Genomic DNA, 23901 nt, shown 5'->3' on the forward strand with positions numbered 1-23901 from the left:
ATATGCCGAACGCCAACATCTTTTCTGGACTCAAGGTGGTGGATCTCGCTAGCTTTATCGCCGGCCCGAGCGCTGCCGTGATTCTGTCCGACTTCGGTGCCGACGTCATCAAAGTCGAGCCGCCGAAGGGCGACCTGTGGCGAATTGCGAACCACCTGCCGCCGCAGCCGGTCGCCGAGGATGCCTATCCCTGGCACCTCGCCAATCGCAACAAGCGCGGCATCGCTCTTGATCTGAAATCCCCGAGCGCACATCAGGTCCTTGAAAAACTCGTCAAGTGGGCTGACGTGCTCATCGTCAACACGCCGCACCCGGCACGCGCACGATTGAAGCTCGAATATCAGGATGTGGTGCTGTGGAATTCGCGACTGATCTATGCCGACATCACCGGTTTCGGCGACAAGGGCCCCGACGCGAATCTCCCCGGCTTCGACATTACGTCATATTGGGCACGCAGCGGGCTGCTGTCGATGACGCGCGATGCCGGTGCGCCGCCAACCTGGCCGGTGGCCGGCAGCGGCGATAACGCCACCGCCGTCGGACTCTATTCGGCGATCGTCACTGCCTTGTATCGCCGCGAGCGCACGGGGGAGGGTGCGCACGTCACGACCTCCCTTCTTGCCGAAGGCGTGTGGTCCGCCAGCGTCTCGATCCAGGCCGCGCTGTGCGGTGCGAAATTCTTCGGACTGCACGATCGCAAGAACCCTGTGAATGCGGCAATGAACGTCTGGCGCGCCAAGGATGACACCTGGTTCGTTCTCCTCATCACGCCCGACAAACTGGCAGCCGTCGCCAAGGCTATCGGCCGCCCGGACCTTCTGACTGATCCGCGTTTCTCCGATCCCGCCAAGCTGGTGGCGAATATGCCGGAGCTCACGGCGATCCTCGACAAGATATTCTGTGGCGAGCCGATGGCGCATTGGTACGAGGTCTTCAACGGCGTTCACGTGACGTTCGGAGCCGTGCGTGGGCCGCAAGAGGTGATCAAAGATCCCCAGCTCCAGGCGAACGACATCATCGTTCCGCTCAATGGTGCCGGCGGCAAGCTGACATCCACCATCTCGAGCCCGCTTCAGGTGCACGGCGTCGCCAAAGTGCCGGCGCAGCGCGCCCCGAAGATCGGAGAGCACAACGACGAGGTCCTCCGGCAACTCGGATTCAGCGCGACCGAGATCGATGGTTTGCGTGCGAGCGGTGCCATTCGTAAGCCAAAGGAACATGCGGCCTAGCACGACAACGCTGTCGCAATGCTCCATCCGCATCGACGGAGAGGACAGATGATATCGCTCAACATCAACGGGCGCGGCTATGCCGTGCAGGCTCCCGATGACATGCCATTACTCTGGGTTCTGCGCGACCTTCTGAACCTTAAGGGCACCAAATTCGGATGCGGAATCGCGCAATGCGGCGCTTGTACCGTACATGTGGACGGTCGTCCCGTTCGATCCTGCATGTTGCCGGCGGCAAATGTCGGCTCTCGCGAAGTGACGACGATCGAGGGCATCGCGCAAAAGGAGAGCGGGCGCAGGATCCAAGAGGCATGGCTCGAACTGGAGGTGGTCCAATGCGGCTACTGCCAGTCGGGTCAGATCATGAGCGCGGCGGCTCTTATCGAGCGAAATCCTTGTCCCGATGATGCTGAAATCGATGCTGCAATGGCCGGAAACATCTGCCGTTGCGCGACCTACGTCCGCATACGCGCCGCGATCAAGTCGGCCTCCCGCACATGACCGGGCACCTGTCGATTTCCCGTCGCAAGTTGATCGTAGGCGGCCTCATGGTCGCCTTCGCCTGTAGCGCCAGAGCCAGAGCCGCGACGTCCGAAGCGACAGGTCTGAGCGCAATCGGCGGTTTCGTCCGCATCTCGCAGGAGGGAGGCATATCGCTGGTGATGCCGAGCGTCGAGATGGGTCAGGGCATCTACACCGCGGAAGCGGCTTTGTTGGCCGAGGAACTCGACGTACGTCTCGATCAGATCGTTGCGATTGCCGCTCCGCCCGACGCATCGCTTTACGCGCAGCCTCTCTTCAAGGCCCAGTTGACGGGCGGGTCTACCTCGATCCGGGGATTTTGGACCCCTCTGCGGCAGGCGGGAGCCGCTGCGCGATCCATGCTCGCGGCCGCGGCGGCGCAGACCTGGGGAGTGCATTCGGACGAATGCTCCACGAAGGACGGCACGGTCCTGCATTTGTCGACGGGCCGCGTGCTAAGATACGGAGAGGTCGCTGAATTGGCTGCGACCCTGCCGATACCCGAACGTTCGAAGCTCAAGTCGCCCGGAGATTTCAAGATCATCGGCAAATCCCAACCTCGCATCGATACGCCGGCGAAGGTGAACGGAAGCGCCGTCTACGGGATCGACGTGACGGTTGACGGAATGAAGACTGCGGCTGTGGTGATGAGCCCCGTCGACGGAGGCAAGATCAGATCGGTCGACGAAACCGATGCGCGGACGATCCCTGGCGTAATCGATGTCCTGCGCATCGACGACGCGGTCGCAGTCGTCGGCGAACACTATTGGGCCGCCCGTGCCGGTGTCGAAGCACTGAATGTCGATTGGGATCTGGGACCGAACGCAAAGCTTACCACTGCGTCGATCCGGGCCGAGGTCGCGAAAGCGGCCGGTGAGGGGACGCCGATCAAGGCGCTCGAACGCGGCGACGTCGAGGCCAGGCTCAAGAATGCAAAGAAGCGAGTGACAGCTGAATACGAGCTTCCATTTCTGGCTCACGCAACGATGGAGCCGATCAATACGACCGTCCATGTTCGGCCTGACGGCTGCGACATCTGGGTCGGCACACAGACGCCCGTGGTGGCCCAGAAGCATGCGGCCAGGATCACCGGACTTCCGGTCGATAAGGTGACCTTGCGCAATCATCTCGTCGGAGGCGGATTTGGGCGAAGGCTTCAGGCGGATACGATCGAGCAGGCCGTCCGTTTCGCCAAGCAGGTCCCTTACCCTCTGAAGATCATTTGGACGCGCGAGCAGGATATCCGGCACGATCGCTTCCGCCCCTGCTATCTCGACAGGCTCGCAGCAGGTTTGGACGAACATGGGCGACCCTCGGTCTGGACCCACCGCACCACGTCGGGAACGGTCAGACGCTACTTCGACGAAGGCGGTTGGCCGGAAGGAAAGCTCGACAAGGATGCCGTCGAAGGGGCCTGGGACAGCCCCTATGCGTTACCAGTTATTCGGGTCGATTGGATAAGGCACGATCCGCCGGTCAAGTTGAACTGGTGGCGCGGCGTCGGCCCTACGCACAATGTGTTCGTCGTCGAGAGCTTCCTGGACGAGCTGGCGCATGCCGCAGGACAGGATCCGATTGCTTACAGGCGCGCATTGCTCGGCGGCAATCCGCGCGCAATGGCAGTCCTGAACAAGGTTGCCGACGCCGCCGGCTGGAGCAGGTCGCCGGAACCGAGGTCCGGGCGCGGGGTATCACTGCATCAGAATTTTGGAACCTACGCCGCCGTCGTCGTCGAAGTCGCCGTGGCTCCCTCGGGCGAAATTTCGCTGGAGAAGATCGTGGCAGCCGTCGACTGCGGTATCCAGATCAATCCCGACACCATTCGAGCGCAGATCGAGGGAGGCGTCCTTTTCGGACTGTCTGCCTCCCTGTTCAACGGCATTAACTTCAGCGAAGGACGGGTCGAACAGGGTAACTTCAACGACTATAGACAACTTCGCATCAACGAGACGCCGCCGATCGAGGTTCACCTTATGGAAAGCAACGAGAACCCCGGCGGCCTCGGCGAGGTGGGAACGGTGTCTGCGGCCCCGGCGCTCGGCAATGCAATCTTCGCAGCGACCGGTGTCCGCATCCGTCGGCTGCCGATCGATCGGAGACTGCTTTCCAAACGGGGGAACGCATGAAGCGAATCCTTATCACCGTATGCGCTCTCGGTGTCGTCGCCGCGATTTCGGCCGCATGCTTTTTCTTTTGGCCCGCCTCGATCGAAGCGGTCCAGGCTACGCACGCGCAACCAACTGGATCTGCACTCGTCGCGAAAGGGGAGTATCTGACAAAAGCAGCCGATTGTGCCGCCTGCCACACCGCTCCCGGCGGCCAACCGTTTGCCGGCGGGCGCGCCTTCAAACTTCCGTTTGGAACGATCTATTCGACCAACATCACGCCGGACCGGAAAACAGGGATTGGCCAATGGAGCGACGCGGAATTCGTGAGGGCCCTGCATAGGGGGATCGGGAGGAATGGAGAGGATCTCTATCCTGCCTTCCCGTACACGTCGTACGCCCTTCTTTCGACCGACGACGTCCTTGCCATCCGTGCCTACCTTTCAACTGTGCGACCGGTGTCGCTGCGAAATACCGACAACACGCTCGTCTTCCCATTCAACCAGCGGTACGTGCTGAGAGCCTGGAAGCTCCTGTTTGTGCCGACCCGACCATGGGAGCCTTCTGCGGCCCACGACGCAGCATGGAATCGCGGATCGTATCTTGCTGAGGCGCTCGCGCACTGCGGCGAATGCCACACCCCCCGCAATCGGATGTTCGCGTTGAAGAGCGGCAGGAAATACGCCGGAGCGGTCGTCGACGGGTGGAAGGCCTACAACATCACTTCTGACAGTGAAACCGGCATAGGCGCTTGGTCCGACGCAGAAATAGAGCAGTATCTGTCTTTAGGGCACGCGCCGGGGCGCGGCAGCGCCGGAGGAGGAATGGGAGAAGCGATCGATCTCAGTCTTCGTCATCTCTCCTCCGAAGACATCGCAGCGTTGACCCGATATCTGAGGACCATTCCGGCACAACGATCCGAACTCGCCGCCCGGGTCGTCCATGATCCGGGCACGTTGAACGGCGCCAAGGCGTGGTCGCCTGGAGCGGACCACGACGAGAGTGCCGGCTTCCAGGTATTTGCTTCGGCGTGCGTGAGCTGCCACGGTTGGGACGGCAATGGTCAGCAGACCGACAGTGCAGGACTTCGCGGCTCTCGCAGCGTGAACGACCCCGCCGGCACAAATGTTGTCCGCGCCGTACTTGAAGGCATCAAGATCGGATCGCTTGGTGGCCACAACACGATGCCTCCATTCGCCGGCGCATATTCCGACGAAGAGATCGCCGCGGTCAGCAACTACGTCATCGGGCATTTCAGCGGCAGGCGAGGCAACGTCACGGCGGCCGCCGTTCGTGCCTCTCGCAATTGAGGCCGATTGCTGCCTTACCGGGTTTTAAACTTATGAATGAAACGAGCCGAATGCGCTTCGAACGGAAACATCGTGATGGAGAATGATCGTGGATAAGCCGACGAATGTGTGCGTGTTGGTTGGAAGCCTGCGGAAGTCGTCGTTCAGCGGGATGCTGGCAAATGCACTGATGTCGGTGGCGCCATCGTCTATGAAACCCGAGGTCGTCGAGATCGGGCAACTGCCTTTCTACAATCAAGACCTTGAGCGGTTGATCGACCCTCCGCCCGCGCCATGGACTGCGTTCCGTCAACGCGTCAAGGCCGCTGATGCAGTGCTGTTCGTTACGCCTGAATATAATCGGTCGGTGCCGGCGGTCCTCAAGAATGCACTGGATGTTGGTTCCAGACCCTATGGAAGAAGCGTCTGGGACTGCAAGCCCGCTGCGATCGTCAGCGGCTCGCCGAGCGCGATAGGGGCCTTCGGCGCCAATCATCATCTCAGGCAGTCGCTCGTGTTTCTGAACGTGCCGACCATGCAGCAGCCCGAAGCCTACGTCGGTCATGCCGACAAGCTGTTCGATGAACACGGCAAGCTCATCAACGATGGTACTCGCAAATTCCTGCAGGACTTCATGCAGGCGTTTGCGAATTGGGCCGCGACGTTCCGATCTCATAGCCATCGATGACAGTTTTGAGCACGATTCTCGTTAATTCCGCAGCAGCGTTCAATCGCGCCTGGCAGCGAGAAGACATATTGAATGCAGGCTTTGCGAAGCTGTTCGAGCTCAACAGGACAGCTCTCATTCTCGATGAAGCATTGAGCACCCGGCACGCCCAACTCTTTCCACCGGAGCCTCGTCATGAACGACCAATCCAAACGACCGCCGTTGGCCCATGCATCGGGCACCCCGGTCACAGACAATTTCAACATTCAGACCGCGGGGCCGCGCGGTCCGGGGCTGCTGCAGGATGTCTGGCTGATCGAGAAGCTTGCCCATTTCGCCCGCGAAGTGATCCCCGAGCGCCGCATGCACGCCAAGGGCTCCGGCGCCCACGGCACCTTCACCGTCACGCACGACATCACGCGCTACACCAAGGCCAGGATTTTCTCCGAGATCGGCAAGCAGACCCCGATGTTCGCCCGCTTCTCGACCGTCGCGGGCGAGCGCGGCGCCGCTGACGCCGAGCGCGATATCCGCGGCTTTGCCCTGAAGTTCTATACTGAAGAGGGCAACTGGGATGCCGTCGGCAACAACACGCCGGTGTTTTTCTTCCGCGATCCGCTGCGCTTTCCCGACCTCAATCATGCCATCAAGCGCGATCCGCGCACCGGCATGCGTAGCGCCGACAACAACTGGGACTTTTGGACGCTGCTGCCTGAAGCGCTGCACCAAGTCACGATCGTCATGAGCGATCGCGGCATTCCGAAAAGCTTGCGTCACATGCATGGCTTCGGCAGCCACGCGTACAGCTTTCTTAATGCCGCAAACGAGCGCATCTGGGTCAAATTCCACTTCCGTACCCAGCAGGGCATCCAGAATCTGACGGACGCTGAAGCCGAGGCCCTCGTCGGCAAGGATCGCGAGAGCCATCAGCGCGATTTGTTCGAAAATATCGAGGCCGGCAACTTCCCGCGCTGGACTCTGTTCATCCAGGTGATGACGGACGCGCAGGCGAAGGCATTCCCATTCAATCCTTTCGACCTGACCAAGGTATGGCCAAAGGGTGACTTTCCGCTGATCGAGGTCGGTTATTTCGAACTCAACCGGAACCCCGAAAACGTCTTCGCCGAAGTCGAACAGGCAGCGTTTTCCCCTGCCAACATCGTGCCGGGCATCGGCTACTCACCGGATAAGATGCTGCAGGGCCGGCTCTTCTCCTACGGAGATGCGCAGCGCTATCGGCTGGGTGTCAATCACCACCACATCCCCGTCAACGCACCGAAATGCCCGTCCCACAGCTATCATCGCGACGGCGCCATGCGCACTGACGGCAATCTCGGCGGAACTCCCACCTACTTCCCCAATAGCCGGGGCGAGTGGATCGACCAGCCGCAGCTTAGCGAGCCGCCGCTGGTGCTCGAAGGCGCGGCCGCGCACTGGGACCATCGTGTCGACGATGATCACTACCAGCAGCCAGGTAACCTTTTTCGCAAGATGGCTCCTGCCCAGCAGCAAATGCTGTTCGACAACACGGCTCGCCAGGTCGGCGCCGCTGCAAGGCACATTCAGGAGCGCCATGCCGCCAACTGCGCCAAGGCAGATCCGGCTTACGGCGCGGGCGTCGCGAAGGCGCTGGGCATCGATTTGAAATCGAACGTGATCGCGGCGGAGTAGGCCCGCCCTCCGCGCCGTCGGTCACCACCCACCGTACCGTTCCTGTCGGATCGTCGCGACGCGACGTGTCAAGGAGTGGGGTCGGCGGCATCGCCGCGAAATGGAAAGGCACAGGAGCTGATATGAGGGGCGTATTGAGCCTAACGACATTCGCCATCGGGGTGCTGTGCTTCGTTGCGTTCCTGATCAAAGTAAGACCAGCGTCCGTCACTCCCGCGCCTTCGTCGAGCGAGCAGGTGAATCGAAATTGCTCGATTTTCCGGAGCGATGAGCGTTGCCTCTAGCTCGCTACCTTATCTTCGTCGGAGGCACGCTTACGGTCTTGTTGTTCATCCTCGGCTGGCTTCTGCCAAAGCCGCCGGCGATGTTCCCTGATCAGTCGATCGCCCTCGATAGAGCGGTCATCCGGATCAAGTCTGCGCACAAATGGCCGGAGAAGATCATTCTGGATACCAGTCAGCTAACCATTACACCTCCCGTTTATCATGGCCCCCCGACGATCCCATCGTCGATTCCGCTACTGTCTGACAAAGCGCCGGATCGGTCGACTGTTGAAGCTGTGGCCCTGCCGAGGCAAGACAGACCGCCAGCTCCTATCAATCACTCAACCCTGCAAATCAAACGCGGCGTAGCAAGGACCGCTCGACTGTGGCGCATGGCCAGGGGGCCCCTTACAAATCGGCGAACAGAAATTGGCGGGGCTGTTGCCAATTTGGGTGGGTTGATAGGGGTCAAATAAGCGCAAAGGTTAGGCCACCCAGGCGAACTGCGTCGTCATCGCCCTTGAATTGAAGCGCGCTCAATCGACAGGAATTGGAAAGATGACAGAGTTCTGCTGGGTACACGCGGAAGTGCGCATCAACCATCTAACTAAATCAGCTACGTACAAGATCGTCCGAAGTGCATCCGTTATCGTCTGCTGTATCAAGAGGAGTCGAAAATCCGGCTTCTATTTGGCGTCGCGTTCAATTAACGCACGCGAGCTAACCGAGTTCTCGCATTAGGAGCAGTCTTGCATGACCGAATACCTAATCGCCGCGCGCGCTTCGGTCATCCTCTGGACCAATCTTGCAGTGATACCAGCCGAGATCCTCTTTGACGCGATCGAAGCCGAATTGGAGCGTCGCGGCGTCGAGCTATGAATGCTCACGTCCGAAGCGATTCATTGCGCGAGCTGTCGGGAATGGCATTGCGACCCGAACGAAATCGTGGCGAACGCTTGGTGTCATTTTTGACGAGAGAGAACGATCCTTGGAGCACGAAATGACAGAGCAAATCGCACAATTGCCGAATCCCGATGGATCATTGTTTCTTCGCGAATTGAACCACCGAATAAATAACGACCTCACTTGTGTCATATGCACGGCTTCAGTCAAAGCGATGCAGTCGGATAGCGTGGCGGTCAAGAGCGCGCTTCTCGACGTCGTTGACCTCCTGCATCAATGCGCCGATGTTCACCGGGCGCTGCGAATGCCGGATCGGAAGTGCCTCAGCAATGCCGCGACGTACCTTCAGCGGCTCAGCTTCTCCATGACAAAATATCGGATGGACCGCCTGGGTATACGAGTCTCGTTTTCAGCGGAAGATCTGATGCTTGAAGGGGAGCGTTGCTGGAAGCTCGGGTTGATTGTCTCCGAACTGCTGACCAATGTAGGACGACATGCACAATTTGACGACAGACATCCAGAAGCGCTAGTGAAGTTGATGCTTGCTGGCAACGTCGTAAAGTGCGGGGTCTCTGACAACGGCTCGGCACCTGATCTCATCCGGCGCGCCCGAGAGCTAACGATCGTCGAAGAGTTGACCGGCAGTTTGGGCGGGCGTGTTCATGCGTCTCGCAGCGCCGAAGGGGCATCTTTCCTTCTGACCTTCTCATTGACCGAGGCGGAGCAACGTGCCGCAGGCGCTACTCATGTTGTTCAGTTGAAGCGGAGGAAGTTGCGCCGCCCTCGGCGGTTGGAGGCGTCAGGGTAGGTCAGTCGGGGCCCCCACCGCTGTATCGTTGACCCTATCCCAGATCGGCGGCAATCAAACTATGTTTCGCAACGAAGCAATGAACGCTGTCACCTTTGCGGGAGGTTCTGCAAGCGCCCTCAGCACATAAATTCCACCCGTTTCGCCACCTGCGTCAACCGCTGTCTCCAGCAGACGTCTCAATGAGCTAGCCGCTATGTCCTGCCCGACGACCCAGCTTGGCAAAAGCGCAATGCCAAAACCGGACAACGCTGCCCCTCGTAGTGCTTCGAAGTCGTCGCATCGGAACACATCCCGGACACCGGTGAGCTGTTGGTTCGATTTTCCAAGCACACGGGACCAGCCCAGCGCATCCGAGCAATGCATCTTACCGAGCAAGCGATGGTCTGCCAATGCTGCGATTGAATTCGGACGGCCAGATCTGTCGAGATAATGCGGCTTGCGACCATTCGCATCTCATGCGGGGCCAGCTTCGTCGGTTGCGCCCGCCACAATACCAATTCACCAGCACTGGTTGATACCAACGCGCGGGTAGAACGGGTCGATAGCGGCACGCCCAAACCCGCTTCGAGCGCGTCGATCTGTCGTACGATCGAGGAGTGCGTCACGGACCGCCGGCGCGCAACGGCCGAGAAGCTGCCAAGGCGGCAGACTTCAACGAAGACCGAAAGATACTCGGCGGACCTCACGTTTTCCATCTTTAGTTCGCGACTGCTCCAACGGGGACGAAAGCGTCGTCTTTCTCAAAAAGTGGAGTTAGAAGCACAACCATTCCACCGACGGCACTCTCATTCAATATCGAGACAAGTATTGGCGGTACGGTCGTCGCGCTCAAACGCTGACCAAGTCCGCATATCGAGAGCGCGGCAAATGAAGCCGGTCAAGGGTGCAAGCGGAGGTAAACTCGTGAACAAAACCGCGAATGCCGCGCCGCACCTCGTTCAGCGTCGAGTTCTCCATATCGTCTTTGCCTCGACGAGTGGTCACACGGAGTACGTAGTGGATGCTTTGACCGATTCCTTGAGGAGCATCACCCCAGGCTGGGAGATCGAGGCAACGAGGGCCGAGAAGATGAAGCCACTGGATTTGCTGAGCGGAGATGTTCTCCTGCTCGCCTCGTCGACCTGGAATACAGGGAGCGTCGAGGGGCAGCTGAATCCACACATGTGGGTTCTGCTCCATGATGACACGGCGAAGACTCTGGATTTGGCCGGAAAACCGTGTGCGTGCATCGGACTTGGAGACCATCGATACCTCTACACGGCGCGAGCGGCGGATCATTTGGAGCGCTACGTCAAGGTCCATCATGGCCGGCTCATTGTTCCAACGCTCAAAATCACGGATGAACCCTACGGTCAGGAGGAGTCGGTAAGAGTTTGGGGCAAACAGTTGGTGGACGCTTCGACGCAGATAGATCGGTGTTAGGCGATGCCCCGGATATCCCTAAAAATGGTCGGCGCGTCCGGACAGGGAGTAAACTCCATTGGCGCGATTATCGCCAAAGGTCTCAAAAGATCCGGATATTGCGTGTTCGGCTACCGCGAGTATCCCTCTCTCATCAAGGGCGGGCACGCGAGCTATCAGCTGGACATCTCGAATCAACGCATCCGCAGCACCGAAACCAAGGTGAATGTGCTTATCGCACTCAATCACCACGGACTCGAACTGAATATGGAGGAACTTAAACCGGGGGGGATCGTTCTGCACGTGACGCCCGGGTGGCAGTTTCCGGAGCACCATCAAAAACTCATCGCGGAGCGAAGTCTTCGCGTCATCTATTTCCCAGTTGATGACATTCTTGATCGGCTTGGCGCAAGAGCAATCCTGTCGAACGTGCTGCTGACCGCCTTTGTCTGGTCCATGCTGGACCAGGACCTCGATGCCCTCAAGTCTCTCGTCGGAGAGAAGTTCGCGAAGAAGAAAGCGCTACTCGAACTCAACATGCGATGCATCGATGAGGGATTTTCCTTTGTCGATCCGGAGCAGGGGAGGATCTCCGTCGCGTTGCCGCCGCCTGACACGGATTTCGCCGGCCACCTCTTGATTACCGGCAGTCAAGCAATGGGGCTCGGCGCGGTTCACGCGGGGGTGCGGCTCTATGCCGGCTACCCGATGACGCCCTCAAGCCCTCTGTTGTCATTCGTTGCCGAGCTCGAAAACAAGACTCATATGGTGGTCAAGCAGGCAGAAGACGAAATCACGGCCGCGCAGATCGTGAGTGGGGCGATGTACATGGGAACCCGCGCGCTCACCGCCACCTCCGGTGTCGGATTCGATCTCATGAGCGAGACACTGTCGCTGAATGCCATGATCGAGAACCCGACGGTGTTTGTGTTGGCGCAACGGCCGGGTCCGGCGACGGGCCTGCCGACCTGGACGGCTCAAAGCGGTCTGTTGCAGGCCGCGAACTGCTCTGCCGGTGAATTCACGCGCTGCGTAATCTCGGTCAGCAACAGCCAGGATGCCTTCGATTTGATGCCGGTCGCATTCAATCTGGCCGAGCAGTATCAAATCAGTGTCATTGTCCTCACCGACAAGCAGATCGCCGAGGCGCTCTACACGCAACAGCCTTACGACCTGGAAACGGCCGAAATTGATCGTGGCAGGCTCGTCGTCGATCCCGAAAAGCTGAAATTGCTGAAATCGTCTGATCGATTTGATCCGCACGCCAAGAGCGGCGTTTCGTTGCGATGGCTTCCCGGCAGCGAGGCGGCGACCTATTGCGCCCAGGGCGACGAACACAATTCCATGGGCGCGGTGGATGAGTCCAGCCTCAACACCAAGTCGCAAATGGAAAAGCGATTGAAGAAGTTCCACGGATTAAAAGCCGGGTTTCCCGCGCCTCATTTGAGTATCTGCGGTCGCAGCGCAACGACCACCGACTGGATGGATACAGGCGACGAAATCGAGTTGCTCGCGATCGGCTGGGGGAGCACCGGCGACGTATTGCAAGACGTGATGTGCAGCGACGAACTGCGAGGCGCGGAAGATCGCTTATTTGCACTACACCTATCTCTGGCCGCTCCGCACCGACGAACTTCGGAGATTGGCCATGCGGTCGAAACGCATCGTCCTGGTGGAGCAGAACTATCAGGGGCAGTTGGGCATGCTCATCAGGATGGAATGCGGCATGGATATCCCGGATAGAATTCTCAAGTACGACGGCCGGCCGTTTTTCTACGATGAACTTCTTGCATCGGTCATGGAGAGATGCGCGAGCGCTTCTGAAGGCGAACAGAATGTTCCCGATCGCGTGCGTGCAGGTACCCCGTCATGAATGTCGCTCTGCAGACCCGCCCGCCCGCTCTTTCCGAATACTATTCGGAAACCAAATGCATCTGGTGTGACGGCTGCGGCAACTATGGCATTTGGACGGCCGTGAAGTATGCGCTGGTAGAACTGAATTTGCATCCATGGCAGGTTTGCCTTTGCTACGATGTCGGTTGTAACGGCAACGGATCTGACAAGATCGAGGGCTACCGCTTCCATGGGCTCCATGGCCGCGTCATCCCGTTTGCAGCAGGCGCGAAGCTTGCAAACATGAGGATTCCGGTCATCGCCTTCGCCGGGGACGGCGCGACCTTCTCGGAGGGTATCGGGCATTTGATCCATGGCGTGAGGAGCAATTATCCCATCACATTTGTCCTGCACAACAATACGAACTACGGGCTGACGACCGGGCAGGCGAGTTCGCTCACGCCGCAGGGCCAGTCGATGAACACAAGTCCCAACGGGATTCCCGAGCATACGTTGGCCAGCATGGAGTTGATCTTCTCGCTCAATCCCACCTTCGTTGCTCGTGGCTTTAGCGGTGACATCAAGTTGATGACCCGCATTCTCAAGGCCGCGATTCAGCACCGCGGCTTTGCCTTTGTCGAGATGCTGCAGGCGTGTCCGACTTACAATCACTTCGCGACGCACGAATATCTGCTGAACAAGTACTTCGATGCAAATGCCGATGGTCACGACCCGAGCAACCTGCAGCAGGCGAAGGCGCTCGCTACGCAGGTTCAGGATCGCATCGCCTGTGGCATTCTTTATCAACGCGGAGACATTCCGCACTTCTATGACCGGCTAATTCCGCGGCAAGGCGTGGAAACGACCTGCGTGGAGGAGGTGAGGAGGTATGATGTGAGCAAGTACTGGAAGGAACTGGCGTGAGTGAAATCCAACGCGGCGGCATCATCGTCACACCGACAATATCGTCCTTTAGATACGATCGGATCGCATTATGCCTGCGGTTAATACTGGGGCAGCCAGGAGCACATCGCGCGATACGCGGGATCAGTAGATTGCTCCACTCGATCTTATAAAAGATGCTCGTGGAGTGAGTGCGTGGCTCAACGCCGTTTCCTTTGAATCATCTCCTGCAAGGCCGCGGTGATAAAGTGCAACGCTCGGATGTCAACACGAGGTTCTTTTACGGCTACAACGGTATTATCCTGCCAGCGCTGCTCCTCAACTAACCGTCCTGGACGATCTAAATGAGCGTGCCAATGTCAAAGAAACAACCATTCGTAGCCCTACTATTGCTGCTGATCTGTACACCCGCCTACGCCGGCGCCATGTCGGAAAGCGTCAACGCGGCCAGGAACAGGATGCAAATGGCGGTGGACTTACCGACGAGGTGATAAGCCGTGAACTTGAGTTGTTCCGAGGCGCGGAAGTATCACTGCGCCAGGCGCTGAAGATAGCCGGCAGCCTTCATCCCGGTTCGAGGATCGTGGATGTCAGCTTTGATGGCGGCTCCGGCTCACCCGTTTATCGCGTCAAGGCGTTTCGGGAGGACCGTGTCTGGGAAGATACGATCGACGCTAGGACAGGACAGGTTGCAGGCAATGCTATAGTATTACCCATGAGTGAGTTGAACCTGGAGGATCGCCTCAACTTGATAGCCATGCAATCTGTCCGGCACGAGCTTGCAGATGCAGTCTCTGTAGCTGAGGAAAACACGTCAGGAAAGGCGCTCAGTGGCGGACTGATGAGCGAAGCTGGCAAGCTGAACTTTGTGATCGTGGTTCTGTCGGGCACCAACCTCAGGCAGGTTATGCTCGAGCCGCCCAGCGCCAACAACCTAGAAACGTTTCCACGTCGTTCAAAGGAGCATTGACGGAACCGACACTCAATGAATCTGCCAAGGTTTGGGCGATTAGTGAATCCACGGGTGACAAAGCACGTATCGCGCGTCGCAGTCGAACAGACTCGGGTCGCGTCCTATCAGAACGGCGGCTTCTGGCGCAAAGCGGCCATTGCGCTCTATTCAAAAGGCGGATCAATTTTGCCTCTCGTTTGCCGGAGCTACCCAAAGCTGGCTCGTGATGGATCGGGCCGAAGGGTGGTAGTCGCCATTCCGACAAAGAGAAATTCCCTAATGGTCTCAATCATCCGGAAGGCTGCAAAATGTCGGAATGGCCCTTGCACGGATTGCGGAATTTCCCGACTTCCAAGCTGAATACGACGCTTAGGTGCGTGCCGCCTTCTGCCGCTTTTCACGCGGCTATCTCGAACAACAATTTGAGACGGTTGGGATTTAAACCTACTAAGCGGATAGCTCAAACGTACGCTGGTAGCGCACGAACGGCGGTTCTTGGTAAATTTGAAGATGCCGCGTAGCGAGTTACGCTGTCCGCCAAAAAGAAGGCAGGACCCCCAAGGTAGTGTGAGCGATGTAGCGGACCACTGACTCGAACCTCCGACCGCTCACCCAGCCCCCCGCACGCGCACCAAAAGATCCGAGTGCTGCAGCGAGGCGTTCTCGCCGAGAACGCCGCATTGAAATCGCAACGAACTGGGACTCTCGGTCCACCCCGCTGGGCAACGCGGGACTAAAATGCGGCGTGACCGATACGTCGGACGTAGGGTCGCGGCGAGCGTGCTGCGATGGGCCACGGCAGGAGTTTTGCAAACGTCTCAGAAGTGGCCGGAAATAGCCGGATCAAAATATAGGGAGTTTGCAAAACCAGGTGAGAGATTTCAAAGGCTTAGCACAAAAGCTGTTGTGCTACCGTTACACCATTCCCCAAGAATTGCTCAATGACATCAATGGCTTATATGGATGTCCGGGCAATCGGCTGGAGCGGGATTTTGCAAATCACCGCTTTCGCTGGTGCGTCGTTCTACTCGCTCGGTCCGGGCCTTGGCAAGCGCGGAAGGAGGGGCATTTTCGGGCTAAGGGCCGGCTTGGGCCGGTGCCGTTTGTCTGCTTGGGGGCCGTGCGCATAGCGGCGAGGGCACCGACATTCGATTGCGGCAAGTTCGGCTGTTGCGGCTTTGGTTTGCGGTAAAACCTTGTCGACGCGGGCGAGCCGGATGCACGGCAGGCGCCCGATTAAATCGCAAGCACGGCTTTTGATTTTCTGCCGTCTGTCGCGAGAGCTGTGCTGCCCTGGGCGGCAACTTGCCGATACCAATCGGCCATGCAATGCTGAATGCCTAAAGAACAACAAGATAGCGGTGGCTGTTAAGCCGGCCGCATATCCAGGGCTCAAAGAAGCCCGGCATTGGGGGAGATTTTCAAATGAAATTGAATCATGTCATAGGGCTGCTTTCCGCCGCTGCGATCTCGGTTGCGCTGGCAAGCGCGGCCGCGGCTCAGGACAAGACGGTCAAGATCGGCGCGATCTTTCCCTTGAGCGGCAACGCGGCCAGCGCCGGCGTGCACGGCAAGGCGGCGATCGAAACCGCGGTCGAGATCATCAACAGTGGCAATCCTGCGCTCGGCAATCTGCCGGTGACGAAGAATGCAGGCCTCAAGGGCCTCGGCGGCGCCAAGGTCGAAGTGGTCTTCGCCGATAACCAGGGCAGCCCCGCCACCGGGCAGAACCAGGCGCTTCGCCTGATCACCGAGGAGAAAGTGGTTGCGCTGACTGGCGCCTATCAGTCCGGTATCACGCTGACCGCTAGCGCCATTGCCGAGAAATACAGCATTCCCTTTGTGAACGGCGAGTCGGTCGCAGCCAATCTCACCGAGCGCGGTTTCAAATGGTTCTTCCGGACAACGCCGGTGGCCGGAGATTTCGCCAAAATCTATCTCGACTTCCTCAAGGAGATGAAGGCGGGCGGACAGAAGGTCGACAACATCGCCCTTGTGCACGAAAACACCGAATACGGCACCTCGGTTGCGAACGTCATCACTGGCCTGTTCAAGGAGAACGGGCTCCCCGTCGCCCAGGACATCGCCTATTCGGCCAACACCACCGACGTGCAGAGCCAGGTGCTGCAGCTCAAGGAAAAGAAGCCGGATGTGGTGATCATGATCAGCTACACGTCGGACGCCATCCTCTACGCCAAGACGTTCCAGGCGCTGGACTACAAGCCGCCGATGATGATCGCCGACAATGCCGGCTTCTCCGATCCCTCGACGCTCAAGGCCGTCGGAAAGCAGATTCAGGGCATCTTCAATCGCTCCTCCTTTGCGATTGGTGCCGCGGGGTCGCCGACCTTCCTGATCAACGAGATCTACAAGAAGAAGAGCGGTGGGGACGATCTCGACGACACGGCGGCGCGCCAGATGCAGGGCTTCTTCGTGCTGGTCGAGGCGATCGACCGCGCCGGCTCGACCGATCCCGCCAAGATCCAGGCGGCGCTGAAGGCCACCGACCTCAAGCCCGATCAGTTGATCATGGGCTACAAGGGCGTGAAGTTCGACGACAAGGGCCAGAACGTGCTTGCCGCGGGACTGGTGATCCAGCTGCAGGACGGCGAGAACTACGTTCCGGTCTGGCCGAAGCAACTGGCCAAGACGGCGCCCGTCTTTCCCTACAAGGGCTGGTAGCGCGTCTCAAGGGCGGGGCGTCAGTCTCGCCCTTTTTGATTTCGCTGCGCCCGCCATCGCTGATGCAAACCGCAAGTCGCTGTCATGTCCTCCATTCTCGTTCAGGTGATCGTCGGCGGGCTGTTGCTCGGCGCGGTCTACGCGCTGTTCTCGTCCGGCCTCACCTTGATCTGGGGCATGATGAACATCGTCAACTTTGCCCACGGCGATTTCGTCATGCTCGGCATGTATGTCGCGTTCGTGGTGTGGACGGTGCTCGGCGTCGGACCGTTCGTCGGCGCGCCGGTAGCGGCGCTGGTTCTGGCGACGCTCGGCATAACAGTCTATTTCGGTCTGATCCGCAGCGTGATGAAGGGGCCGATGCTGGCCCAGATTCTCGGCACCTTCGGACTCGCGCTGCTGCTGCGTTACTCCGTGTTCTGGGGTTTCGGCGCCAACTTCCTGACACTGCCGGAAAATCTGGTCGGCGGCACCTATGACGTGCTCGGCATCAAGTTGCAGGCGTCGCGCCTGCTGGCCGGGGTGGTGGCGCTGCTGGTGACGCTGGGGCTGCATCTCTTGCTGACGCGAACGTCACTCGGCTCGAAGATGCTTGCGGTCGCCGAGGACGCCACCGCGGCACAGTTGATGGGCATCCGTCCCGACAGCATGCAGGCGATTGCCTGGGCGATTGCCGCCGGCGCCACCGGGCTGGCTGGCGCGCTAATCGCGACGTTCTTCTATGTCGCACCGACTGTCGGCGAGACGCTCGGCATCGTCGCCTTCGTCACGGTGTCGCTGGGCGGTTTCGGCAGCGTGCCCGGCGCGCTGGTGGCCGGGCTTCTGATCGGCGTGATCGAATCCGTTTCGGCTTACTGGATCGGCGCGGTCTACAAGGACATCGTGGTGTATTCGCTGTTCCTGTGTTTTCTCTGGTTCCGGCCACAAGGCCTGATGGGCAAGATGTGATGCGGCGTTTCATCTGGCCTACGGTCGCGCTCGCGCTCATCATCCTCTATCCGCTGGTGTTCACGACGCCATTCCAGCAGCGGCTCGGCGCGCTGATCCTGCTCTACGCGATTGCGGCTTCAGCCTGGAATATCATCGGCGGCTATGCCGGGCAGGTGTCGGTCGGGCATGTCGTGTTCTTCGGCTGCGGTGCCTATGCCTCGATGGCGGCTTATTCGCATTTCGGGCTGCCACCTCTGGTCGGCATTCCCGTCGGCATCGCCGCCGCCGTCCTGATCGCCGCCGTGATCGGCGTGCCGACGCTGCGCCTGTCCGGGCATTATTTCAGCATGGCGACGATTGCGGTCGCCGAACTCGCGCGCCTGATCGTTACCAACGTGGAAGTTCTCGGCGCCGCCGTCGGCCTCAGCGGCCCGACCGTGCCGCGTACCGTGTTCGATCTCTCCTTCATCTCGGCGCTGCCTTATTACTACCTGTTCCTGGGCGTTCTCCTCATCACGCTCGGCATCACCTGGTGGATGACCAACAGCCGGATGGGATTTTATCTGCGTGCGATCAAGGATTCCGAGCGCGCCGCGCGTTCGCTGGGCGCGCCCGCAAGCCGCACCAAGCTTTATGCGTTCATGCTCAGTGCTGGCCTCACCAGCGTCGCCGGGGCGCTCTATTCGATGATGTTCGGGTTCATCGATCCCGAGTCCGGCCTCGGTATCCTGATCTCGGTGAAAATGCTGATCATGGCGGCGCTGGGCGGCGCCGGTCTGTTATTCGGGCCGCTGGTGGGAGCGGCGATCCTGGTGCCGCTGGAGGAGATTTCCAACAATCTGCTCGGCGGCAAGGGCGCGGGCCTTACGTTCGTCGTTTACGGCGCCATCATCGTGATCATCGCCCGGTTCCAGCCGGGCGGCATTCTGGCCTTGATCAACCGGCTGTGGGCCAGGCGCAAGCCTGCCGCTGTAGCGAAAGGAGCCTCACATGCTCCTTGAAGCGCGCGACGTCACAAAGGCCTTCGGCAGCTTCAAGGCGGTCGATGCAGCCAGCGTGACGCTGGAGCAGGGCGACATCCTCGGCCTGATCGGGCCGAACGGCGCCGGCAAGTCGACCTTCTTCAATTGCCTCACTGGCGATCTCGTTTCGACCTCGGGCAAGGTGCTGTTCGAAGGCCATGACATCACCGGCATGACGCCGGAGGCGAGGGCGCGGCTCGGCCTGGCACGCACCTTCCAGGTGCCGCAGACCTTCGAAGGCATGACGGTGTTGGAGAATGTGATGATCGGCGCGTTCCTGCGTACGCCGCATCGCGCACAGGCCGAGACCAGGGCGCGCGCCGTGCTGGAGCGCGTCGGAATGAGCCGGCTGGCGGACGCACCGGCGCGATCGCTCGGCACGCCCGGCCGCAAGCGGCTGGAGATCGCGCGTGCGCTGGCGACTGAACCAAAAGTGCTTCTGCTCGACGAAGCCATGGCCGGCCTTACCCAGCAGGAGGTGAAGCTCGCGATCGACCTGGTGCGCGACATCCACCGCTCCGGCATCACGCTCGTCATTGTCGAGCACATCATGGAAGTCATCATGTCGCTGGCGAGCCGGGTGGTGGTGTTCCACCAGGGCAAGGAGATCGCCCGCGGCAGCCCGCGCGAGGTCACGGCCAATCCTGCCGTCATCGCGGCCTATCTCGGCACCCGCGCCGCCAAGGCGGCCGCGGGCCATACGCCGATCGAGTTGATGGGCGGACCGGCGACATGAGCGAGCACTTGCTCCGCATCGAGAATCTCGAAGTTCGCTACGGCGACCTGATCGGCGTCTCCGACGTGTCGCTCCAGGTGCCGAAGGGCAGTGTGGTGGCGTTGCTCGGCTCCAATGGTGGCGGCAAGACCACGGTGCTCAATGCGATCGCGGGTCTCATCCCCGTGCATGCCGGGTCGATCCGCTTCAATGGCGAGGAGATCGGCGGCCAGAGCGCGTTTGCGATCGTGCGCAAGGGGCTCGCGCTGTCGCCGGAAGGCTGGCGGCTGTTCGTGCAGCAGAGCGTAGAAAACAATCTGCTGCTCGGCGCGACGCCGCTGCGCGACAAGGCGCGTGCGGCGACGCTGCTGGAACGCGTCTATGAGGTGTTTCCGAAATTGAAGGAGCGCCGCAGCCAGCGGGCGGGCACCATGTCCGGCGGCGAGCGACAGATGCTGGCGGTCGGACGCGCTCTGATGAGCGATCCAAAACTCCTGATGCTGGACGAACCGTCGCTCGGGCTCGCGCCCGCGGTCGTGGAGTCCATGTACGAGACTTTTGGACGGCTGCATGGGGAAGGGCTGACGATCCTGCTTGCCGAGCAGTCGATCGAACTGGCGCTGGAAGTCTCGGACTTTGCGACGGTGTTGCAGGTTGGCAAGAGCGTCTTGTCTGGCACCGCCGCGGCGCTGGCCCAGGATCCGCAGGTGCAGAAAGCTTATCTCGGGACCGGGTGAGGGAAGAATGTAGGATGGGTAGAGCGAAGCGAAACCTATCATTGTTGCCGCGACGGCGGTTGATCGGTTTCGCTGCGCTCTACCCATCCTGCGAACTAACGTTTGCGCTTGCGTGAATCGTTTTCGGCCATCTCCGCCTGCAGCAACAGCAGCAGGCAATTGCCGAGCCGCTCTTCCATTTCCTGGTCGTGAATGGATAGCGGCCCGGGATCGTTGAGGATGGCGTTGACCAGCGTTCCCAGCACGACCTGAAAGCCGAAGGCGATGGCGCGTGTCTTCGCCGCCTTGTTGCCCCGGCCCATGGCGCCGAGCAGGATCGGCGTGGCGCCTGCCACATTGGCGCGGGCCAGCCCCTTGAAGGTGGACCAGCGGTCCGGCCTCGTGTCGTCGTGCTGAAGTGCTGCGCGCAGCACGCCTTCATGGTTGCGGATCCAGCCGGTGGTCCCGCGGACGAGGAGACGGCTGAGCTCGGCGAGATCGGTATCCGCCAGCCGCTTGTCGTCCTTCATCCGCGACAGCCTGCTTTCGCCATCACGCGCCGCAAGCGCCATCAGCGCATTGAAATAGGCGTCCTTGCTCTCAAACCGGCTGTAGAACGCGCCGACGGTGGCGCCGACCTGCCGGCACAGCGCCTCGATCGACAATTCCGCGAGGCTGTGGGTGCGCAACATCTCCGCGCCGGCCTGAAGCAGCGCGGCGGTGGTCTCGCGGCTGCGCTGTTGCCGTGACGGGGTCACGCCGGGGAGATCGAGTTCGGGCGGCCGCTGCATCGGAACTTGCGTCTCCGTCTGAAATAATCATAATGGTAATTCGGATTATGGTTTTTGGCAATGCGCAGGCGGCGCGTTGCCTTGAACCCCGGCGAACCCGTGGGTCAACCGCGGTCGCTCCAAAAAGCGGGAGGAAAGCATGGCGGCAGGCAGCGCAAAACCGTTCGGCGGCACGATCGGCAAGACGGTGGCCGGTTCAAAACCCTGGTGGCCGTCAGCGCCGAAGCCGCCGGCAGGCGCGCCGAACATCCTGGTCGTCTTGTTCGACGATGTCGGCTTTTCCGATTTCGGCTGCTACGGCTCGGCGATCAGGACGCCGACCATTGACAGGCTCGCCGCCGAAGGCCTGCGCTATTCGGGCTTCCACACCACGGCGATGTGCTCGACGACGCGCGCGGCGCTGCTCACCGGGCGCAACCATCATTCGGTCGGCGTCGGCTGTCTCGCCAATTTCGATAGCGGCTATCCCGGCTATCGCGGCAAGATCGCGCGCGAGGCGGGGACGCTGGCGGAAATACTGCGGCCGCACGGCTACCGCAACTACATGGTCGGCAAATGGCATGTCACGCCTTTGACCGAAAGCGGCGCCACCGGGCCGTTCGACGGCTGGCCGCTCGGCCGCGGCTTTGATCGATTCTATGGCTTCCTCGATGCCGAAACCGATCAGTTCGCGCCGGAGCTCGTTTCCGACAACACCCATATCGACGCACCCGGGACGTATGCGGATGGCTATCACCTGACGTCCGACCTGATCGACCAGTCGATCCGCTTCATCGCCGATCACACCGCAGACCGGCCCGATCTCCCGTGGCTGACCTGGGTCGCGCTCGGCGCCTGCCACGCGCCGCATCAGGCGCCAGCCGACATCATCAAGAGCTATGACGAGACGTTCGCCCATGGCTGGGACGTCGAGCGCGAGCAGCGGATGGCGCGGCAGAAGGCGATGGGCATCGTGCCGCAGGAAACCCGATTGCCCGCACGCAATGACGGCGTGAAGGCATGGGAAGAGCACAGCGCCGACGAAAAGCGCGTGTTCACGCGATTGCAGGCCGCCTTCGCCGGCATGCTCGACCATGCCGACCAGCATCTGGCGCGGCTGATCGGCTTTCTCGACACGGCCGGCATCCGCGACAATACGCTGATCCTGATCCTGTCGGATAATGGCGCGAGCCAAGAGGGCGGGCCGTTTGGCTTCGTCAACGCGATGGGCCCGTATAATTTCCGGCCCGAACCGATCGCGGAAAAGCTGCGCCGGATCGACGACATCGGGGGACCGGATTCGCACAGTAACTTTCCGCACGGCTGGGCAATGGCCTCGAACACGCCGCTGCGCCGCTACAAGCAGAACACTCATGGCGGCGGCATCCGCGATCCCTTCGTCATGACCTGGCCGAAGAAAATCGCCGCCAAAGGCGAGGTGCGCCACCAATTCGTTCACGCCTGCGACCTGACGCCGACCTTGCTCGACCTGATCGGCATCGCGCCGCCGGCCGAAATCGGCGGCGTCGCGCAGATGCCGATTGAAGGCGAGAGCTTTGCGCGCTCGATTGCCGATCCAGCCGCGCCGTCAAAGTCTTCGCCGCAATATTTCGAGATGTTCGGGCATCGCGGGATCTGGCAGGACGGCTGGAAGGTGGTTTCCTTCCATCCCTCAGGCACGCCGTTCGAGAACGACAAATGGGAGCTGTTTCACTTGGCGAAGGATTTTTCGGAAACCGACGATCTCGCCGAAAAGCAGCCCGAGCGTTTGGCTGAAATGATAAAACTGTGGTGGAGCGAGGCCGAGAAGCACAATGTGCTGCCGCTCGACGACCGGTTCGGCCCGCGCTTTGCGGAAAACGCCGCGCGCTTCCACGGCGCACGCAACAAGTTCACCTTTCACGTCGGCATGGGACACGTGCCGACCGATGTCGCACCCGACGTACGCAGCCGCAGCTACACCATCGAGGCCCATGTCGAGATCGGCGAGCAGGGCGCCAGGGGCGTGCTGATCGCCCACGGCGATGCGACGTCAGGCTACAGCCTCTACATCAAGGACGGCTTGCTGGTGCACGACCTCAATATCGGCGGCGGCCATGAGATCGTGAGCTCGAACCGCAAGGTGCCCGCAGGCGCACACCGGCTCGGCGTGCATGTCGAGCGCCTGGTGCGCGAGGAGCCGCCGGCCAAGGGCTCCCGCACCGGCGTGACGGCCTATACGCTCCTGATCGACGGCGAGGCGGCCGGTTCGATCCAGACCCAGTCTGCCTTCAATAACTTCATCTCGTGGTCCGGCCTCGACATCGGCCGCGATCGTTCCAGCCCGGTCTCGCACTACGAGGCGCCGTTCGAATTCACCGGGCAATTGCTGAAGGTGACGGTCGACATGCATGACGACCAGAAGCTCGACGGCGAGGGCGTTGGTGCGGCGGAGATGGCGCGGCAGTAAGTCCCCCGTCATTGCGAGGAGCCCTTGCGACGAAGCAATCCATTTCTCTGCAGGAGGCTCAGGATTGC

20 protein-coding genes and 1 pseudogene are annotated in these 23901 nt (G+C 60.4%); 18 read left to right on the forward strand and 3 right to left on the reverse strand.

Going from position 1 to position 23901, the window contains the following annotated elements; translation table 11 throughout:
• The first annotated feature begins 2 nt into the window (after positions 1-2).
• The 8 genes from V1283_RS13210 to V1283_RS13245 all read left to right on the forward strand — a co-directional run bounded on the left by V1283_RS13210 (position 3) and on the right by V1283_RS13245 (position 9457).
• Positions 3-1229: a CaiB/BaiF CoA transferase family protein gene (locus V1283_RS13210; RefSeq protein WP_334386915.1), complete on the forward strand. Its 1227-nt coding sequence runs from the start codon at positions 3-5 to the stop codon at positions 1227-1229.
• A 48-nt stretch (positions 1230-1277) separates the two neighbouring features.
• A complete protein-coding gene (locus V1283_RS13215) occupies positions 1278-1730 on the forward strand; it encodes a (2Fe-2S)-binding protein (protein WP_334386916.1) in 453 nt (150 codons plus the stop codon).
• Positions 1727-3877, forward strand: a complete 2151-nt coding sequence (locus tag V1283_RS13220) for a xanthine dehydrogenase family protein molybdopterin-binding subunit (protein ID WP_334386917.1) — start codon at positions 1727-1729, stop codon at positions 3875-3877. Before V1283_RS13215 ends, V1283_RS13220 begins: the two co-directional genes overlap by 4 nt.
• Positions 3874-5166: a c-type cytochrome gene (locus tag V1283_RS13225; protein ID WP_334386918.1), complete on the forward strand. Its 1293-nt coding sequence runs from the start codon at positions 3874-3876 to the stop codon at positions 5164-5166. Before V1283_RS13220 ends, V1283_RS13225 begins: the two co-directional genes overlap by 4 nt.
• A gap of 88 nt (positions 5167-5254) precedes the next feature.
• Positions 5255-5833 carry an NADPH-dependent FMN reductase gene (locus V1283_RS13230; protein ID WP_334386919.1) on the forward strand — a complete coding sequence of 193 codons (579 nt, stop codon included), beginning with the start codon at positions 5255-5257 and terminating at the stop codon, positions 5831-5833.
• A 174-nt stretch (positions 5834-6007) separates the two neighbouring features.
• Positions 6008-7483, forward strand: coding sequence for a catalase (locus V1283_RS13235; protein ID WP_334386920.1), 1476 nt, complete (start codon positions 6008-6010; stop codon positions 7481-7483).
• 1016 nt (positions 7484-8499) lie between these two features.
• Complete coding sequence (locus V1283_RS13240) at positions 8500-8625, forward strand: hypothetical protein (protein WP_334386921.1); 126 nt, start codon at positions 8500-8502, stop codon at positions 8623-8625.
• 121 nt (positions 8626-8746) lie between these two features.
• Positions 8747-9457 carry a sensor histidine kinase gene (locus tag V1283_RS13245; RefSeq protein ID WP_334386922.1) on the forward strand — a complete coding sequence of 237 codons (711 nt, stop codon included), beginning with the start codon at positions 8747-8749 and terminating at the stop codon, positions 9455-9457.
• Positions 9458-9511: 54 nt separating this feature from the next.
• Here V1283_RS13245 and V1283_RS13250 read toward each other — a convergent pair whose 3' ends face one another.
• Entirely contained in the window at positions 9512-9850 is a 339-nt protein-coding gene (locus tag V1283_RS13250) for a LysR substrate-binding domain-containing protein (RefSeq protein ID WP_334386923.1), read from the reverse strand.
• A 167-nt stretch (positions 9851-10017) separates the two neighbouring features.
• Positions 10018-10155, reverse strand: a pseudogene (locus tag V1283_RS13255) (helix-turn-helix domain-containing protein); the annotation flags it as partial.
• 172 nt (positions 10156-10327) lie between these two features.
• On the opposite strand from V1283_RS13255, the gene V1283_RS13260 reads away from it, so the two are divergent.
• The 9 genes from V1283_RS13260 to V1283_RS13300 all read left to right on the forward strand — a co-directional run bounded on the left by V1283_RS13260 (position 10328) and on the right by V1283_RS13300 (position 20635).
• On the forward strand, positions 10328-10882 hold the full coding sequence (locus tag V1283_RS13260) for a flavodoxin domain-containing protein (protein WP_334386924.1): 555 nt from the start codon (positions 10328-10330) through the stop codon (positions 10880-10882).
• 24 nt (positions 10883-10906) lie between these two features.
• On the forward strand, positions 10907-12604 hold the full coding sequence (locus V1283_RS13265) for a 2-oxoacid:acceptor oxidoreductase family protein (RefSeq protein WP_334386925.1): 1698 nt from the start codon (positions 10907-10909) through the stop codon (positions 12602-12604).
• Between the two features lie 126 nt (positions 12605-12730).
• On the forward strand, positions 12731-13618 hold the full coding sequence (locus tag V1283_RS13270; RefSeq protein WP_334386926.1) for a thiamine pyrophosphate-dependent enzyme: 888 nt from the start codon (positions 12731-12733) through the stop codon (positions 13616-13618).
• Between the two features lie 466 nt (positions 13619-14084).
• The gene (locus V1283_RS13275) at positions 14085-14567 is read left to right on the forward strand and encodes a PepSY domain-containing protein (protein ID WP_334386927.1); all 483 of its coding nucleotides are present in this window, start codon (positions 14085-14087) and stop codon (positions 14565-14567) included.
• A gap of 1407 nt (positions 14568-15974) precedes the next feature.
• A complete protein-coding gene (locus V1283_RS13280; RefSeq protein ID WP_334386928.1) occupies positions 15975-17231 on the forward strand; it encodes an ABC transporter substrate-binding protein in 1257 nt (418 codons plus the stop codon).
• A gap of 84 nt (positions 17232-17315) precedes the next feature.
• Positions 17316-18179, forward strand: a complete 864-nt coding sequence (locus V1283_RS13285) for a branched-chain amino acid ABC transporter permease (protein ID WP_334386929.1) — start codon at positions 17316-17318, stop codon at positions 18177-18179.
• Positions 18179-19162: a branched-chain amino acid ABC transporter permease gene (locus V1283_RS13290; protein WP_334386930.1), complete on the forward strand. Its 984-nt coding sequence runs from the start codon at positions 18179-18181 to the stop codon at positions 19160-19162. The genes V1283_RS13285 and V1283_RS13290 overlap by 1 nt, the downstream gene beginning before the upstream one ends.
• Positions 19152-19919, forward strand: a complete 768-nt coding sequence (locus V1283_RS13295) for an ABC transporter ATP-binding protein (RefSeq protein WP_334386931.1) — start codon at positions 19152-19154, stop codon at positions 19917-19919. Before V1283_RS13290 ends, V1283_RS13295 begins: the two co-directional genes overlap by 11 nt.
• A complete protein-coding gene (locus V1283_RS13300; protein WP_334386932.1) occupies positions 19916-20635 on the forward strand; it encodes an ABC transporter ATP-binding protein in 720 nt (239 codons plus the stop codon). The genes V1283_RS13295 and V1283_RS13300 overlap by 4 nt, the downstream gene beginning before the upstream one ends.
• Positions 20636-20730: 95 nt before the next feature.
• Here V1283_RS13300 and V1283_RS13305 read toward each other — a convergent pair whose 3' ends face one another.
• Positions 20731-21405, reverse strand: coding sequence for a TetR/AcrR family transcriptional regulator (locus tag V1283_RS13305; RefSeq protein WP_334386933.1), 675 nt, complete (start codon positions 21403-21405; stop codon positions 20731-20733).
• Between the two features lie 139 nt (positions 21406-21544).
• Here V1283_RS13305 and V1283_RS13310 point away from each other — a divergent pair, with 139 nt between their 5' ends.
• Positions 21545-23833: an arylsulfatase gene (locus V1283_RS13310; RefSeq protein WP_334386934.1), complete on the forward strand. Its 2289-nt coding sequence runs from the start codon at positions 21545-21547 to the stop codon at positions 23831-23833.
• Positions 23834-23901 lie beyond the last annotated feature (68 nt).

Origin of the sequence: Bradyrhizobium sp. AZCC 2262 (assembly GCF_036924535.1) — a bacterium.
In the GTDB taxonomy this organism is placed as follows: Bacteria; Pseudomonadota; Alphaproteobacteria; order Rhizobiales; family Xanthobacteraceae; genus Bradyrhizobium.